Genomic DNA, 16,378 nt, shown 5'->3' on the forward strand with positions numbered 1-16,378 from the left:
CCGGAGCTCGTCCTCCCGGCCGACGACTCCGAGGAGGTCGCCTTCTGCTGACTCTCCTCGTCGCGTTCGCGGTGGTCCCCATCGTCCTGCCGTGGTTCGTCGCGCGCATCGGCGCCCGCACCTTCTACATCGCCGCGGCGCTGACGCTCATCGCGTTCGCGCAGGCCGTGCTGCAGACGCCGGTCGTGCTGGCCGGGGGAGTTCCCACCGAGACGTACGAGTGGATCCCGAGCCTCGGCATCCGGCTCTCGATGCGCATGGACACCCTCGGCTGGGTCATGGCGCTCATCGTGACGGGCGTCGGCGCCCTGGTGATGCTCTACTGCCGCTGGTACTTCCGAGGCAAGCGCGAGGGGCTCGGGCAGTTCTCGGCGGTGCTGCTCGCGTTCGCGGGAGCGATGTACGGGCTCGTGCTCACCGACGACATCGTCGTGCTCGTCATGTTCTGGGAGATCACGAGCGTGCTCTCCTACCTGCTCATCGGCTACGCGCACCGCCGTGGGGCGAGCAGGCGTGCCGCCCTGCAGGCGCTGCTCGTCACGAGCGTCGGCGGTCTCGTGATGCTCGTCGGCGTCGTCATCATGGTCGTCCTCTCCGGCACGAGCAGCCTGTCGACGATCCTCGCCCACCCGCCGAGCGGCGCGCTCGCGAACGCGGCGCTCGTCATGATCCTGGTCGGCGCGCTCAGCAAGTCGGCGATCTTCCCGTTCCACTTCTGGCTCCCCGGCGCCATGGCCGCGCCCACGCCGGTGAGCGCGTACCTGCACGCGGCCGCCATGGTGAAGGCGGGCATCTATCTCATCGCCCGCTTCGCTCCGGCGTTCGCGGAGGCGGGGCCGTGGCGTCCGATCGTCATCGGGCTGGGCGTCTTCACGATGCTGCTCGGGGGATTCCAGGCGCTCAGGGAGACCGACCTCAAGCGCATCCTCGCGTTCGGCACGGTGAGCCAGCTCGGCCTTCTCACGGTCGTCCTCGGCTACGGGACGCGGAATGCCGCGCTGGCGGGCCTCGCGCTCCTGCTCGGCCACGCACTGTTCAAGTCGAGCCTCTTCCTCGTCGTCGGCGTCATCGACCGTCAGCTCACGACCCGTGACATCAACGAGCTGAGCGGTGTCGGCAGGCAGGCGCCGACCCTCGCGACGTTCTCGATGATCGCCGTGGCCTCGATGATCGGCATCATCCCGACGATCGGGTTCGTGGCGAAGGAAGGGGCGCTGTCGGCCCTCCTGTACGACGCCTCCGCCGGCGCGCCGCGGGCGATCGTCGCCGTCGGCGGGATCGCTCTGGGATCCATACTCACCACGGCATACGGCATCCGATTCGTGTGGGGCGCCTTCTGGACGAAGCGGGATGCCGCGAGGCAGCCGCTCGAGCCCACCAGGTGGCCCGACCCCCCGATGGGGTTCCTCGCATCCCCCGTCATCCTGTCCGGCCTCACGATCGCGGCCGGACTCGCCGCCCCGCTGCTCGACATCGCCTTCAGTGGATACGCCGACACAGCGCCCGCCTCTCCGCCGGGCGTGCCGCCGCAGCCGCCCGCGCACCTCGCCGTGTGGCACGGCATCGAGCCCGCGCTGTGGATCTCGCTCGCCACCATCGCACTGGGCGCCGTGCTCTTCTGGTTCGCGCTGCGCATCGGGTGGGACAGGCGCCGCCGTCTGCTCCCCTTCACCGCCCCGGACGTCTACAACGCCGCGCTGCGCGGCACCGCGCGAGTGTCGGTGTGGGTCACGAGCCTCACGCAGACGGGTTCGCTGCCCGTCTACGTCGGCACGATCTTCCTCGTCTTCGTCGCGTCCGAGGGCACGGTGCTGCTGGCCGGCACGGACTGGCGGACGCAGCTGGACGCGTGGCACACACCGGCGCAGCTCCTCGTGGCGCCGCTGATGATCATCGCCGGCATCCTCGCGATCCGCGCCCGCAAGCGGTACACCGGCGTCGTTCTCGTCTCGGTCACCGGGCTCGGGATGGTGGTGCTCTTCGCGACGAGCGGGGCGCCCGACCTCGCGCTCACCCAAGTCCTGGTGGAGACCGTGACGCTCGTCGCCTTCGCGCTCGTGCTGCGCCGCATCCCGTCCCGCATGGGCGAGCACAACGCATCGGTCATGCCGATCGTCCGCGCGGTGATCGGTGCCGCGGTCGGAATCACGATGGCCGCGGTCGCCGTCGTGGCCACCGGCGCACGCGTGGCCCATCCCATCTCGGAACGCTTTCCGCAATTGGCATATGAGCTCGGCCACGGCAAGAACGTCGTCAACGTCGCACTCGTCGACCTGCGCGGCTGGGACACGATGGGCGAACTGTCGGTGCTCGTCCTCGCGGCGACCGGCGTGGCATCCCTCGTCTTCGTCACCGACCGCACCGACAGGCTGTCGAGCCTCGCGGCCCTCCCGGTCCGTTCGCGCCGGCCGATGGTCGAGACGGCCGACGGTGTGCGGCCGCAGTCGGCGGACACGCAGGGCTGGCGGGCGTGGCTCGTCGGCGGCCGCCATGTGCGCAGCGAGAACCGGTCGCTCATGCTCGAGGTGATCGTCCGCATCCTGTTCCACACGATCATCGTCGTGTCGCTCTTCCTGCTCTTCTCGGGGCACAACGCGCCCGGCGGCGGATTCGCCGGCGGACTCGTCGCCGGCATGGCGCTCGTCATGCGCTACATCGCCGGCGGCAGGTACGAGCTGGGCGCCGCGGCGCCCGCCGACGCCGGCCGCCTCCTGGGCGTCGGGATGACGCTCGCCATCGGCTGCGCGATCGTGCCGGTGCTGTTCGGCGCCGCGCCGCTCACGAGCGCGTTCTACGAGATCACGATCCCGGGGCTCGGGCACATCGAGTTCGTCACGTCGACGATCTTCGACATCGGCGTGTACCTCGTCGTCATCGGGCTCGTCCTCGACGTGCTGCGCAGCCTCGGCGCGGAGGTCGACCGGCAGCTCCTCGAGCAGCGCGGGCAGGGGGTGCGCGTGCCATGAGCGCGTCCGGCATCCTCATCGTCATCATGGCCGTGCTCTTCGCGTGCGGCGTCTACGCGATGCTCGAGCGCAGCCTCACCCGCGTGCTCATCGGCTTCCTGCTCCTCGGCAACGCGGTGAACCTGCTGCTGCTCATCGTCATGGGCGTCCCCGGCCAGGCACCGTTCCACGGGGCGTCGGGGAAGACCTCCGACCCGCTGCCGCAGGCGCTCACGCTGACGGCGATCGTCATCACGTTCGCCGTGTCCGCGTTCCTGCTCGCGCTGATCTACCGCTCATGGCAGCTCGGTCAGGCTGACACCGTCGAAGACGACGAGGCCGATGTCGAGGTGCGCGAGCGCGGCGAGGACATCGAGGAAGCCTTCGACGACGAGGTGGAGCTCGAAGAGGCGGACGACGAGGACACGACGGACTTCGTCGGGGATGCCACGGCTCCCTTGACTGTGCTCCACCACCGCGACATCGCCGGCATCGACGACGATGCTCCGACCGATCGAGGGGAGGAGCCGTGAACGCGCTCATCCCGCTCCTCGTGACCCTCCCGCTGCTCGGCGCCGCCGTCGCGCTCATCGCCGGGCGCCACAGACGCGTGCAGATCCTCGTGTCGATCGTGACCCTGACGTGCGTCCTCGTGATCGCGGCGGTCCTGCTCGTCGCGGTGGACACGGGCGGGAAGCCGCTCGCGGTGTCGGTCGGAGGATGGCCCGTCCCGTTCGGGATCGTCCTCTACGTCGACAGCCTCGCGGCGCTGCTGGTCGTCGTCTCGAGCGTCGTGCTGCTCGCGGTCCTCCTCTTCTCCGTGGGGCAGGGCGCCGCCGACGGGGACGACGACACCCCGGTCTCCATATTCCATCCGACGTATCTGATCCTCGCGGCGGGCATCTTCACCGCGTTCATCGCGGGCGACCTGTTCAACCTCTACGTCGGATTCGAGATCCTCCTCGTCGCCTCGTACGTCCTCATCACGCTCGGCGGCACCGCGGGCCGCATCCGGGCCGGCGTCGTGTACATCGTCGTCTCGCTCGTGTCGTCGGTGATCTTCCTGGCCGCGATCGCCATGATCTACGCGGCGCTCGGCACGGTCAACATGGTGCAGATCTCCGAGCGGATGGGGGAGCTGCCGCAGCAGACGCAGCTCGTCCTGCACCTCATGCTGCTGCTGGCGTTCTCCATCAAGGCCGCCGTCTTCCCGCTCTCGTTCTGGCTGCCCGACTCGTACCCGACCGCGCCGGCGCCGGTGACGGCGGTGTTCGCAGGACTGCTGACGAAGGTCGGCGTCTACGCGATGATCCGCACGGAGACGGAGATGTTCGCGGACAACAGCGTCAACACGCTGCTCCTCGTCGTCGCGCTCCTGACGATGATCGTGGGCGTGCTCGGCGCCGTCGCGCAGGCGGAGCTCAAGCGCATCCTGTCGTTCACGCTCGTCAGCCACATCGGGTACATGGTGTTCGGGCTCGCCGTCGCCACTCCCGCCGCGATCGGCGCGACGATCTACTACATGGTCCACCACATCGTGGTGCAGACGACCCTGTTCCTCGCGGTGGGCCTCATCGAGCGCCGGGCGGGGTCGACGTCGATCCTGCGGGTCAAGGGCCTCATGCGCGCGGCGCCCGTCATCGCGGTGCTGTACTTCATCCCGGCGATCAACCTGGGCGGCCTGCCGCCGTTCTCGGGGTTCATCGGGAAGTACGCGCTGTTCGACGCGGCCGCCCAGGTCGGGACCCCGATCATGATGGTGCTGATCGTCGGCGGAATCGTCACGTCGCTGCTCACGCTCTACGCCCTCATGCGCGCGTGGAACCTGTCGTTCTGGCGGGAGAGCGACGAAGACCTCGCGGAGCCCGAGACGGAGGCGCGCGTCGCGTACCTCGGTGACGCGCCCGAGGCGCTCGTGCAGACGGAGCGCCGCGTCATCCCGCGCATCATGACCGGCGCGACGGCGGGGATGGTGGCGGTGACCGTCGCCCTGACGATCTTCGCCGGGCCGCTCTACGACGTGTGCAACCGCATCGGCGCCTCGCTGCTCGAGCCGGTCAGCCTCGTCCAGCTGCAGAAGGAGGCGTCGCAGTGAACCTCAAGCGGTTCTGGCGCCAGCTGCCCTTCTTCGTCTGGCTCGTCGCCCTGTGGATGCTCCTGTGGGGCCAGTTCACACCGCTCGCGTTCCTCAGCGGGGTCGTCGTCGCGGTCGTCGTGACGCGCGTGTTCCGGCTGCCGCCGGTCGAGCTGTCCGGACGGGTGAACCTCTGGTGGGGTCTCGTCTTCGTCGTGACCTTCCTCGGCGCGCTCGTGCGCGGATCGCTCACCGTCGCATGGCAGATCGTGAATCCGTTCCGCTACCCGGGCACCGCCGTCATCGCGGTGCCGCTGCGCACCGACGACGACCTCATCATGACGCACGTCGGGGTCACGGCATCCCTCATCCCCGGCTCGCTCATTCTCGAGGCGGATCGGGAGCGCCGCATCCTCTATCTCCACGTCGTGGGCGTGGATTCGGCGACGGATCTCGAGATGCAGCGCGCCAGCGTCCTGAGGTGGGAGCGCCGCATCGTGATGGCGGTCGGCTCGCGCGCTCAGGTCGAGGCTGTGAGGGCCGCGTGAACATCGTGCTGATCGTGATCTACGCCGTCTTCGGCGTCGCCGCTCTGCTGACGCTGTGGCGCATCGCGGTAGGCCCGTCGATCCTCGACCGGGCGGTCGCGGCTGACGTGCTGCTCACCGAGGTCATGTGCGTGCTCGGCGCGGACATGGCCATCAACCACCACACCCGGTCGCTGCCGGCGATGCTCATCATCGCCGCCGTCGGCGTGTTCGGGTCGATCGCGATCGCGAGGTTCGTGGCGCGGAGGGACGGTGACGACAGATGAACGAGATCCTGGATGCGGCATCCCTGCTGCTGATCCTCGTCGGCGCGGCGCTCTGCCTGTCGGCGGCGATCGGCCTGCTCCGCTTCCGCGACGTGCCGACGCGCCTGCACGCCGCGACGAAGCCGCAGGTGCTCGGATTCCTGCTGATCTGCGTGGCGATCGCGCTGTCGCTGCGGTCCTGGCCCGTCGTGGCGTTCCTCGTCGTGGTCGTGCTCATCCAGCTGGCGACCGCCCCGCTCGCCGCCCACATGGTCGGCCGTCAGGCGTACCGGAACGGGACGATCGACGAGCGCTCGCTGTACGTCGACGAGCTCGCCGAGTCGCGCGAGACTCCGCCCGGCGCCGGCGGCTGAATCGGGTCGCGAGCAAAAAGAAGCACGCCGCCCCACCAGATGGTGAGACGGCGTGCGGGGTGCTGAAGGGGGATTTCAGTACCAGTTGACGGCGCGGGAGTGCGCCCATGCGGCGCACGGCGAGCCGTACGAGCCCTTGATGTAGGAGAGGCCCCACGCGATCTGCGTCGCGGCGTTGGTGCGCCAGTCGGCGCCCGCAGCGGCCATCTTCGAGCCGGGGAGGGCCTGCGGGATGCCGGTGGCTCCGCCGCCCTTGTTGTAGGCCTGGTAGTTCCAGCCCGACTCCTTCTGCCACAGCGAGGAGAGGCACGAGAACTGCCCGTCGCCCCAGCCGTACTGGTTGGCGGCCATGGCGCGCGCGGTCGCGCGGGCGCCGTCAGGCGTGTTGGCGTTGGCGAGGGCCGCAGCAGCCGCCTGTGCAGCGGCCGCAGCCTGCGCGGCGGCGGCTTCCTGCGCCTGGATGTCGGTGAACTGCTGCGAGATGCGCGCGGTGTTCGTGCGCACGAGGTCGGTGATCGCCTGGACCGACTCGGTGGGCAGACCCTCCGAGTTGTCGAGCGTCGCGACCTGGCGCGTGAGGGAGCTCGTGTCGACCTTCGCGGCCGCTTCGACGGCGGTGGAGTGCGCGAGGGTGGCGAGGAGGGTGGCCGCGGTGTCGACCGCGCGGTCATGCGCGACGTTGGCGGCGGAGACTTCGGAAGCGGCGGCGGCTGAGGCGACGCCGAAGGGGATCGAGATCGCCGCGATGGCCGCGACGACGGGGATGGCGATGGCGTGGATGCGGGTGCGAACGCGCACGGGACTCCAATGTTCGGACTTCCCTGCGGGTCCACCCGTCTGCGCTTCAGGCGCGACGAGCAACGGGCGCGCACGCCAGCACGTGCCGCCCGGGCAGGCGGATCGCCTCGGGCGGGTGATGTGAAGAACGCGTGAGCGATCGTCGGGATGCTGAGTACCGGACCGCTCGCGAGCGGACGTGCCGAGGCATCCGTCCCCCGCTTCGGGTGCGGGTGACGAACTCATCCACGCTAAAGAGCCAGTCTGGACGGTTCATCCAAGACCCCTGGCAGGCCCATCCACGCGACGGATGGACCTGCCGGGCGCTCACGGGGTGAGGATCAGGGAGTGCGTGCTGTCGGCGGCGACGGCCTGCGGCGAGAACGCCCATGACCTCAGCTGCACGTTCTGCCAGTCCTCGGTCTGGTCGAAGTAGTTCGCATGGAACGCGTGCCCGCTCTCACCGGTGAGGTGGTTCCACTGCGACTTGTCCCAGCCGGACAGGTCGACGATCATCCGCATCGACGGGACGGTGACGGTCTGGAAGCCCTCGCCGAGAACCCATCCGGTGGCGTCCACGACGGAGGCGCCGCCGGAGACCGGGAAGGGCCCGCGGTTGAACAGCCACTCGATCGGCGCGATCCCCGACTTCCCGAACGTGGCATTCGTGAGGGTGAGGGCGTGCAGCGTCCCCCAGTTCCACTTCGAGGTGTTGTCGCCCTGGAGCTTCACGAGTCGGTGGTACGCGTCGGTCGCGGCCTTCTCGAGCATCGCCCGCTGATCGGTCACCCCGATGCGGTCGTTCTTCCACCACGGGGAGTCGGGGGTGCTGAGCAGCTTGTCGACGACGAGGAACAGGCGGCCCTGACCGTCGAGGGAGACGGGATGCTCGCGCTCGGTGAACAGGTCCTTCGCGAGCTCGTCCCACAGCACGTTCGCGTACGTCGCGGCGGGAGAGTCCGCCTCGTTGCGCGCATCCCAGTTCTGCAGGAGCGCGAGCGCCGACGCCGTGCCCTTGTCGTCGACCTTGACGTCCGCGTACGCCTGGATGAGGCGCTTGCCCATCCAGAACGAGGTGTCCGCCTGAATGGTGCGCATGTCGTCCGCGGTCAGCTTGTGGTCGGACGAGAGCCGCTCGATCATGTCGGTGATCTGCGCCGCGCGCCATCCGTAGTCCCAGTCCTTCGTCAGGAAGTACGGGTAGTTCGGAGGCACGATCGCGTTGTTCGCCGTGACGATGAATCCCGACGTCGGGTTGTAGGAGACCGGCAGCTGGTCGAAGGGGATGTAGCCCTTCCAGTCGTACGCCGAGTCCCAGCCGGGCTGCGGCATCCATCCGTCGCCCGCCCCGCGGATCGGGAGCCTCCCCGGAGTCTGGTAGCCGATGTTGCCCTTGGTGTCGGCGTAGATGAGGTTCTGCGCCGGGACGTCGAACAGGGATGCCGCGTGCCGGAAGCCCGCGAAGTCCTGTGCCGTGTTCAGCGCGAAGATCGCCTCGGCGGTGGTGCCGGGCTGGAGCGCGGTCCACTGCAGGCTGACGGCGGTCTCGCCCTCAGGTGCGCCCTGCGGCGGGCCGACCTCGCCGGTCGAGGAGCCGACGGCCGGGGTCTTCGCCACGGTGGCGAAGTCGCCACTGGACGAGATGATCGGCCCGTGCACGGTCGAGCGGACGGTGAGCTTCACGTCGGGCCCACCCGCGACTTTGAACGTCTCGGTGCGCTTCTCGAGCGGGACGAGCTGACCGTCGCGCCAGTAGGTGTCGCCCTGCACCTTCTCGATGTAGAGGTCGGTGACGTCCGTGGTCAGGTTGGTGAAGCCCCACGCGATCTTCGCGTTGTGGCCGATCACGACGCCCGGGAGACCCGAGAAGCTGAAGCCGGCGACGTCGAACGGGCAGTCCGCAGTGACCTTCGCGCAGCGCAGGCCCACCTGGTACCAGACGCTGGGCATGGCGGCGCCGAGGTGCGGGTCGTTCGACAGCATGGGCTTGCCGGATGCGGTGAGCGCCCCCGATACTACCCACGAGTTCGAGCCGATGCCCTCGCCGACTCCGCCGAGCAGAGCGCCCGCCGCCTCGACGACGGTGTCCACGCTCTTCCACTGGATCGTCGACGCCGGGGCCGTGGCCGGCTGCGCGGCGGCGGGCGCCGGTGCGGTCGTCGAGATCGTCGGGACGATGACCGGGTTCTTGTCGTAGGGGTAGTCGGGGTAGAGCTCGTGCAGCTGCGCGGTGCTGTAGTTCGGGGCGAGGGTCGCGCGCTCGGTCTCGGCCTCGACGTTGTCGCGGAGGTCCCAGGCCATCGCCTTCAGCCACGCGACGGAGTCGGCCGGTGTCCACTTCTGGATCGTGTAGTCGGGGTTCTGGAGGCCGAGGACCGCGTACTCGAGGGAGACCGCCGACCCCTGGTGCGTGGACAGGTAGGCATTCACTCCGTCGGCATAGGCCTGGTAGTAGGCGCGGGTCGCCGCATCCATCTTGTCGACTTCCTGCTGCGCGATGCGGTGCCAGCCGAGCGTCCGCAGGAACTCGTCGGTAGGCAGCTGCGACGTGCCGAACAGCTCGGAGAGGCGTCCGCTCGTGACATGGCGGCGGAAGTCCATCTCCCAGAAGCGGTCCTGCGCGTGCACGTACCCCTGCGCGAAGAACAGGTCGTGCGTGTCGCCGGCGGTGATGTTCGGGATGCCGCGGTCGTTGCGCATGACGGTCACGTTGGAGTGCAGGCCCTTCGCCTGGATCGTGCCGTCGGTCTGCGGGAACGAACGCTGGACGACCCACAGGCCGAAGCCCGCCGCGATGAGGGCGATCACGACGATGCCCGACACGATGCCGAACAGCGTCAGGCCGATGCCACGGCCGACATGTCGCTGGGGTTTGGGGACTGCGTGGGCAGCGGTGGACGCCGGGTCGGGCTTCGTCATCGACAGCTCTTTCGGGGGAGGGTTGCCTGGGCGCCCGAAGGATGGGGGTTTGTCCGGGCGCTTTCCGAATCGTAACCCGGGGCGGCCCGATCCGCGGAGCCCCAGGCGGTATTCCGGCGCCGGCGCGGCCCCCTCCATCGTTGACTTGCCCCAGATGCACACGACACGCCTGGCGTGTTGTGCATGTGGGACAAGTCAACGAGAGGCGTCAGCCGATGAGGCTCGGCTGCAGATCGCGCAGCGTGCGGCGGTGCGTCATCCGCGTGACACCGATCGCCGAGAGGACGAGGGCTCCCACGAGCCAGGCGGCGAGCACCAGCATGTCGGTGCCGGCGCGGGCGAGGTCGCCGCCGTACATGAGCTGGCGCATCGCATCCACCACGTATCCCATCGGCAGTACGTGGTGCAGGCCCTCGAGCGGCTGCGGCAGCGTCTGCCACGGGAAGGTGCCCCCGGCCGTCACGAGCTGCAGCACCATGAGCACGAGGCCGAGGAACTGGCCCACGGAGCCGAGCCACACGTTCAGCGCCAGGATGATCGACGCGTAGACGAAGGATGCGGCGATCATGACGCCGAGCGTCCCGAGCGGATGCGCGAACCCGAAGCCGAGCGCGACGGCGAGGATGCCGAAGAGCGCGACCATCTGGATCCCGCCGAGGACGGCGGGGGTCAGCCAGCCGGCGACGGTGATGCGGATCGGCTTGTGGAGCGCCGTGACGGCGCGGCGCGAGATCGGCTTGACGATGAGGAACAGCGCGTAGATGCCGATCCAGCCGGCGAGGGCCGCGAAGAACGGCGCGAGTCCTGAGCCGTAGTTGGATGCGGCCGCCAGCTTGCCCGACGACACCTGGACGGGGTCGGCGATCGTCTTGGCCTGCGCCGCACGCAGTGCGGCGGACGAGTCCGGGATCTTCGCGACGCCCGCATCGAGACCGTCGCGGAGCTGGTCGGCGCCGTTCGTCAGCGTGCCGAGACCGTCCGCCAAGGCCGCGGAGCCGGTCGCCAGCTGCGCGGAGCCTGCGGCCGCCGCATCCGCCCCCGACGCGACCTGCGCCGCGCCCGCCGCGACCTGGTCGGCTCCCGCGGCGAGCTGATCGATCTTGCCGACGGCGCCCTGAACGGTCGTGTTGCCGGCGCGCACCTTGTCGCCGAGCACGTCGAGCTTCGCGACGACCGCGTCGATCTGCGCCTGGTCGAGGCCCTGCTTCTCGAGCTCCGCGATGATGTCCGCACGGGCCTGGGGGAGCGCGTCCGTGACGTCCTGCGCCGCGGTGCCCGCCTTGTCGGCGTATCCCGCGATCTGCCTGTCGCCCGCGGCGACCTGGGCGGCGCCGGAGGCGACCTGGTGGGCGCCTTGCGACAGCGTCGCGGTGCCGGTCGCGAGCTGGGATGCGCCATCGTGGAGCTTCGCGGCTCCGTCATGCGCGGTCGCCGCCCCGTCGGCGAGTTTGCCCGCGCCGTCGGCCGCCGTGACGAGATTCGCGCGGATGTCGGAGATCGCGGTCAGCAGCGTGGATGCCGCCTCCTCTCCGACGAGCTTCGCCACCGAGCTGCGGATCTTCTCCACGGCTTGGGAGCCGATCGTCGAGGCGAGGTAGTTGTTGGCGTCGTTCGTCTCGAGGAGGATCTTGGCCTGGTGCGGACTGTCCGTGGAGACCGACGTGAGCGCCGTGGAGAAGTCCTTCGGCAGCGTGACGGTGAAGTCGACGGTGCCGTCGTGGAGCGCCTCGGTCGCCGCATCCGCCGACATGATCCGCCAGTCGAAGGCGCCGCCCTTGACGAGTTCGTCGGCGACGCGGTCGCCGTAGTTCTGATCGCCGCTGCCTTCGTCGGCGACCACGAGGCCGACCGGCACCTGGGACAGCCGCGCGTACGGGTCCTGGTTCGCCCAGAGGTAGAGCCCGCCGTAGAGCACGGGCACGAGCATGAGCGCGATCAGCGCGATGACGGACATGCGCGTGGACGTCAGGCGGCGCAGCTCCGCCGCGATCATCGCCGGGATCTTCATGCGCGCTCCTCGGCTTCCGGCTCGTCGGTCCCCGAGCCTGTCGAGGGGTCGTCTCCGGTCCCCGAGCTTCTCGAGGGGTCGTCTTCCTGTTCGTCGGGGCTGCGACGCCTCGACGGGCTCGGCGACCGGTGGTCTTCTGTCTGCGCCGGACTCTTTGCCTCGGGCAGCGGCTGCGACGGACGGATGCCGTCCTCTCGCGAGTCGTCTTCTTCGGTCCCCGAGCCTGTCGAGGCGTCGTCCGTGGGGACGGCAGCCGGCTCGATCACGGCGTCGGCATCCGCATCCACGTCGGACGACACAGGGATGCGGAGGAGGGATGCCGCAGCCTGACCCACGATGACGAGCATCGCCAGTCCGCGCGCGGCGAAGGCCTCGACGAGGTCGATGCTCTCGCGCGGATCACCGCCGTGGCGGTCCGGGGAGACGAGGACGATGCCCTCGATCCCTTCGCGCAGGGCCGTCAGCTCGAGGAGCAGACCGATGCGCTCGCGGGGGGAGACGTCGCCGAACGGGACGCGCGCGAGGTGTCCGTAGCCGGCGGCATCCAGCCAGCGCCGCACGGCGATGGGGTTCGCCGTGCGTCCGGCGAACATCAGCTCCTCGGCCGTGACCCCCGCGACGGTGACGTTCGGCGCGGGGTCGCTCACGTCGGGGGCGTCGACGAGCGCGACGCGTCGGCGGAGGGCCGCCGCATCCGTCTTCCCATCGACGACGACCACGCCGCTCGCCGGGCGCATCCGGCCGGACGCGATGAGCCCGAGGACCGTGGGGCGCTGCTCCGTCTCGGCGACCGCGACGGCGACCTCGCCGGACGCGTAGGACACGGACGTGGCCGGCAGAGCGAGCCCCTTGGACACCTCCCGCAGCTCGACGCGCATCAGGCGGCCTTCTCGGTCGCGGGGATGTCGAGGATGTCGGGATGCCGCGTCAGCAGTGCAACGCTCTCGCGCCACGAGAGCCCGGCGATGCTGAGGACCGCCTTGACCGCCAGAGGGGCCGAGTCGGGCGAGTCGGCGTCGAGGTGGCCGACGACGGTGCGCGCGGTCTCCTCGATGAGGCGGGCGACGGTCGGGGCGGGGATGTCGGCGCGGAGGGTGCCGGCATCCTGCCCTCGTCGCACGATGTCGAGCACGGTGCGACGGATCGGGGCGAGGAAGTCGGCGGTCTCCTGCACGTGCGCGTCGTCGAGGGCGATGGCGGCTGCCACCTGGACCATCGCGGCCTTGCGCCACAGCCGCGCGGTGAGGCGGGCGAGCGCGACCGGGGCGTCGGCGTCGTGGATGTCGAGGGCGATCTCGTTGAAGCGCGGGGCGCCGGCGGCGAGGATCTCGCGGATGAGGGCGTCGCGGTCCTCGAAGTGCCCGTAGAGCGCGCGGCGGGAGAGGCCGGCGTTGCGCGCGATGACATCGAGGGATGCGCGGGGGTCGTGCGCGATCGCCGCGGTGGCGGCCGCGATGATGCCGGCTCGGTTCTCGAGGGCATCGCGACGCGGACGGCGCGCGGAAGAAGTGGTGTTCGTCACACCACCACTATAACTTGCACGCGAGTGTGCAAGTTAAAAGTTCGCTGAGATCAGTCGGTTCCGGCGTCGAAGGCGGCCGACTCGGATGCCTCTTCCACCGCATCCTCGAGCGCCGTCGTGTCGCCGGCATCGGTGATCTCGCCCGCGACGCCTTGCTCGAGGTGTCCGACGAGCGCGCCGGTCGCCCCGCCGATGAGGCCCTGCTCGGCGTACTGCTCGAGGCGCGTGCGCGAGTCTGCGATGTCGAGGTTGCGCATCGTGAGCTGGCCGATGCGGTCGGTCGGGCCGAAGGCGGCGTCGCCCACGCGCTCCATCGAGAGGTTCTCGGGGCGATACGACGACCGCGCGGCGATCGTGTCGAGGACCGTGTAGTCCTCGCCGCGGCGCAGACGGAGGGTGACGACACCGGTGATGAGCGAACCGACCCACTTCTGGATCGACTCGCGCAGCATGAGCGACTGCGGCTCGAGCCAGCGGCCCTCGTACATGAGGCGTCCGAGGCGGCGACCCTGCTCGTGGTACGTCGCGAGCGTGTCCTCGTTCAGGATGGCGTTCACGAGGCGCTCGTACGCCGTGAACAGCAGCGCCATCCCGGGCGCCTCGTAGATGCCGCGCGACTTCGCCTCGATGATGCGGTTCTCGATCTGGTCGCTCATGCCGAGTCCGTGGCGGCCGCCGATGCGGTTCGCTTCGAAGACGAGCTCGACCGGGTCATCGAACCCGCGGCCGTTGAGGGCGACCGGTCGCCCTTCGGCGAAGGCGATGGTGACGTCCTCGGTCTCGATCTCGACGGACGGATCCCAGAAGCGGACGCCCATGATGGGCTCGACGGTCTCGAGCGACACGTCGAGGTGCTCGAGCGTCTTCGCCTCGTGCGTCGCGCCCCAGATGTTGGCGTCGGTCGAGTACGCCTTCTCGGCGGAGTCGCGGTACGGGAAGCCGTGCGCGACGAGCCACTCGCTCATCTCCTGGCGGCCGCCGAGCTCGGTGACGAAGTCGGCGTCGAGCCACGGCTTGTAGATGCGGAGGGCGGGGTTCGCGAGCAGGCCGTAGCGGTAGAACCGCTCGATGTCGTTGCCCTTGTACGTGGAGCCGTCGCCCCAGATGTCGACGCCGTCCTCCTTCATCGCACGCACGAGCAGCGTGCCGGTGACCGCGCGACCGAGGGGGGTCGTGTTGAAGTACGTGCGTCCGCCGCTTCTGATGTGGAAGGCTCCGCACGCGAGGGCGACGAAGCCCTCCTCGACGAGCGCCGTCTTGCAGTCGACGAGGCGCGACACCTCGGCGCCGTACTGCAGGGCGCGGCTCGGGATGGCGGCGATGTCGTCCTCGTCGGGCTGGCCGAGGTCGCCCGTGTAGGTGCAGGGGATCGCGCCCTTGTCGCGCATCCACGCGACGGCGACGGAGGTGTCGAGACCCCCCGAGAAGGCGATGCCGACGCGCTCGCCGACGGGCAGGGACTGGAGGACCTTCGACATGCCTCCCAGTCTATTTGGGAGCGGTGGGTGCATCGGAGTGTGTGTCCTTCCGTGGGCCTTGTTGATGGAGGGAGGAGAACAGACGACCGGAGGACCGGATCATGCGGATGCATCCTCCCTTCGTCGAATCTCCTCCGCTCATCGAGCGGAGTCGAAGGGTGCGTGGCGGATGGGGGCGGATCGTCGGCATGTCTGCCCCGGCAGACGCGGGTGCGCGGATGCGGCCGGGCAGCCCTGGTATACCGCCCTAGAATCGCGGGATGAACAGCGCTGTTCCCTACCTCGACCTCGCCGACACCGCCTTCGACGTCACGAGCGACACCGTCCATCGCGCGCAGCAGGACAGCTGGTACGCCGAGACGCCCTACGGCTGGGCGGTCCTCCGATACGAGGAGGGCACGGCGCTCCTGAAGGACCGTCGATTCCGGCAGGGCAATGCCCAGTGGCCCGACCAGAACGGCATCCACGACGGCCCGTGGCGCGAGTGGTGGCAGGAGACCCTCCTCAGCCTCGAGGGCGTCGACCACCTTCGCCTGCGGCGCCTCCTCGGCCCCGCGTTCCGTAACAAGACGATCGAGGCGATGCGTCCGCAGTTCCAAGCGCTCGCGAACGAGCTCATCGACGGATTCGCGCGTCCCGATGCCGACGGATGGTGCCGGGTCGAGTTCGTCTCGCAGTTCGCCGAGCCGTATGCATCCCGCATCCTGTGCCTGCTCCTCGGGCTCCCCGATGAGCAGTGGCCGCAGGTCGCGCACTGGGCGGACGATCTCGGGAAATCGTTCGGCATCAACGTCCGTCGCGACCTCCCGCGGATCGAGGCGGCTCTGGAGGGCCTCACCGGATACATCGAGGAGGTCATCGCCGACCGCCAGGTGAACCCTCGGGACGACCTCGTCACGGCGCTCGTCACCGCGCAGGAGGAGGGTGAGTCTCTGTCGCGTCGTGAGCTCAGCGTCGCGCTGGTGTTCCTCGCTTTCGCGGGGATGGAGACCACCCGCAACCAGCTCGGCCTCGCCCTCCAGACCCTGCTCGCCTACCCGGATCAGTGGGCGCTCCTCGGCGCGCGGCCCGAACTCGGAGCCCGCGCGGTCGAGGAGGTGATGCGCGTCAACCCGACGGTGACGTGGGTGACGCGCGAAGCGGTCGAGGACGTCGACCTCAACGGCCTGCACGTGCGGGAGGGCGGGATCGTGCAGGTGCTCTCGCACGCGATCGGCACGGACCCGCGGGCGATGGTCGACCACGTGGGGTTCGACATCACGGTCGACGACCGCCCGCCGCACAGCGGTTTCGGCGGCGGCATCCACCACTGCCTCGGCCACTTCGTCGCGCGGACGGACATGTCGGTCGCCCTGCCGCTCCTGGCAGCCCGGATGCCGGATGCTGAGCCTGACGGCCTGGGCGAATGGCTCCCGGTATCGGGCAACACCGGTCCGATCCGGTTCCCCATCCGCTTCCGCCCGGCCGAGTGACCCTGACACCATCTCC

The 16,378-nt window shown here is 69.7% G+C and carries 13 protein-coding genes; 7 read left to right on the forward strand and 6 right to left on the reverse strand.

Translation table 11 applies throughout. The features are described 5' to 3' along the window. Window positions 1-44: 44 nt before the first annotated feature. From QSV35_RS01930 to mnhG, 6 genes are read left to right on the forward strand one after another with little or no spacing between them, the layout of a single operon-like run. Entirely contained in the window at window positions 45-2,966 is a 2,922-nt protein-coding gene (locus QSV35_RS01930; protein ID WP_286287808.1) for a Na+/H+ antiporter subunit A, read from the forward strand. Continuing rightward, complete coding sequence (locus QSV35_RS01935; protein ID WP_286286158.1) at window positions 2,963-3,478, forward strand: Na(+)/H(+) antiporter subunit C; 516 nt, start codon at window positions 2,963-2,965, stop codon at window positions 3,476-3,478. The genes QSV35_RS01930 and QSV35_RS01935 overlap by 4 nt, the downstream gene beginning before the upstream one ends. Then, complete coding sequence (locus QSV35_RS01940; protein ID WP_286286160.1) at window positions 3,475-5,040, forward strand: Na+/H+ antiporter subunit D; 1,566 nt, start codon at window positions 3,475-3,477, stop codon at window positions 5,038-5,040. The genes QSV35_RS01935 and QSV35_RS01940 overlap by 4 nt, the downstream gene beginning before the upstream one ends. Then, window positions 5,037-5,567 carry a Na+/H+ antiporter subunit E gene (locus QSV35_RS01945; protein ID WP_286286163.1) on the forward strand — a complete coding sequence of 177 codons (531 nt, stop codon included), beginning with the start codon at window positions 5,037-5,039 and terminating at the stop codon, window positions 5,565-5,567. The genes QSV35_RS01940 and QSV35_RS01945 overlap by 4 nt, the downstream gene beginning before the upstream one ends. Further along, on the forward strand, window positions 5,564-5,833 hold the full coding sequence (locus QSV35_RS01950; RefSeq protein WP_286286165.1) for an MrpF/PhaF family protein: 270 nt from the start codon (window positions 5,564-5,566) through the stop codon (window positions 5,831-5,833). Before QSV35_RS01945 ends, QSV35_RS01950 begins: the two co-directional genes overlap by 4 nt. Next, entirely contained in the window at window positions 5,830-6,186 is a 357-nt protein-coding gene (mnhG, locus tag QSV35_RS01955) for a monovalent cation/H(+) antiporter subunit G (RefSeq protein WP_286286180.1), read from the forward strand. The genes QSV35_RS01950 and mnhG overlap by 4 nt, the downstream gene beginning before the upstream one ends. Before the next feature lie 75 nt (window positions 6,187-6,261). Here mnhG and QSV35_RS01960 read toward each other — a convergent pair whose 3' ends face one another. From QSV35_RS01960 to argG, 6 genes are all read right to left on the reverse strand, one after another. After that, complete coding sequence (locus tag QSV35_RS01960; protein ID WP_286286182.1) at window positions 6,262-6,984, reverse strand: aggregation-promoting factor C-terminal-like domain-containing protein; 723 nt, start codon at window positions 6,982-6,984, stop codon at window positions 6,262-6,264. Between the two features lie 306 nt (window positions 6,985-7,290). Continuing rightward, window positions 7,291-9,882, reverse strand: a complete 2,592-nt coding sequence (locus QSV35_RS01965; RefSeq protein WP_286286184.1) for a penicillin acylase family protein — start codon at window positions 9,880-9,882, stop codon at window positions 7,291-7,293. A 208-nt stretch (window positions 9,883-10,090) separates the two neighbouring features. Beyond that, window positions 10,091-11,890: a YhgE/Pip family protein gene (locus QSV35_RS01970; protein ID WP_286286186.1), complete on the reverse strand. Its 1,800-nt coding sequence runs from the start codon at window positions 11,888-11,890 to the stop codon at window positions 10,091-10,093. Next, complete coding sequence (locus QSV35_RS01975) at window positions 11,887-12,768, reverse strand: hypothetical protein (RefSeq protein WP_286286189.1); 882 nt, start codon at window positions 12,766-12,768, stop codon at window positions 11,887-11,889. The genes QSV35_RS01970 and QSV35_RS01975 overlap by 4 nt, the downstream gene beginning before the upstream one ends. Continuing rightward, window positions 12,768-13,412, reverse strand: coding sequence for a TetR/AcrR family transcriptional regulator (locus QSV35_RS01980; protein WP_286286192.1), 645 nt, complete (start codon window positions 13,410-13,412; stop codon window positions 12,768-12,770). Before QSV35_RS01980 ends, QSV35_RS01975 begins: the two co-directional genes overlap by 1 nt. 50 nt (window positions 13,413-13,462) lie before the next feature. Further along, window positions 13,463-14,890: an argininosuccinate synthase gene (gene argG / locus QSV35_RS01985; protein WP_286286195.1), complete on the reverse strand. Its 1,428-nt coding sequence runs from the start codon at window positions 14,888-14,890 to the stop codon at window positions 13,463-13,465. Between the two features lie 260 nt (window positions 14,891-15,150). Between argG and QSV35_RS01990 the strand changes: the two genes are divergently transcribed. Continuing rightward, a complete protein-coding gene (locus QSV35_RS01990; RefSeq protein ID WP_286286198.1) occupies window positions 15,151-16,362 on the forward strand; it encodes a cytochrome P450 in 1,212 nt (403 codons plus the stop codon). Window positions 16,363-16,378: the final 16 nt, after the last annotated feature.

The sequence above is a fragment of the Microbacterium candidum genome (genome assembly GCF_030315975.1).
GTDB lineage: Bacteria > Actinomycetota > Actinomycetes > Actinomycetales > Microbacteriaceae > Microbacterium > Microbacterium candidum.

What these genes read in the sequence shown, in the direction of transcription:
- QSV35_RS01970 (WP_286286186.1), bottom strand. Translation starts at nt 11,890, where the DNA reads ATGAAGATCCCGGCGATGATCGCGGCGGAGCTGCGCCGCCTGACGTCC.
- QSV35_RS01990 (WP_286286198.1), top strand. Translation starts at nt 15,151, where the DNA reads ATGAACAGCGCTGTTCCCTACCTCGACCTCGCCGACACCGCCTTCGAC.
- mnhG (WP_286286180.1), top strand. Translation starts at nt 5,830, where the DNA reads ATGAACGAGATCCTGGATGCGGCATCCCTGCTGCTGATCCTCGTCGGC.
- QSV35_RS01935 (WP_286286158.1), top strand. Translation starts at nt 2,963, where the DNA reads ATGAGCGCGTCCGGCATCCTCATCGTCATCATGGCCGTGCTCTTCGCG.
- QSV35_RS01965 (WP_286286184.1), bottom strand. Translation starts at nt 9,882, where the DNA reads ATGACGAAGCCCGACCCGGCGTCCACCGCTGCCCACGCAGTCCCCAAA.
- argG (WP_286286195.1), bottom strand. Translation starts at nt 14,890, where the DNA reads ATGTCGAAGGTCCTCCAGTCCCTGCCCGTCGGCGAGCGCGTCGGCATC.
- QSV35_RS01975 (WP_286286189.1), bottom strand. Translation starts at nt 12,768, where the DNA reads ATGCGCGTCGAGCTGCGGGAGGTGTCCAAGGGGCTCGCTCTGCCGGCC.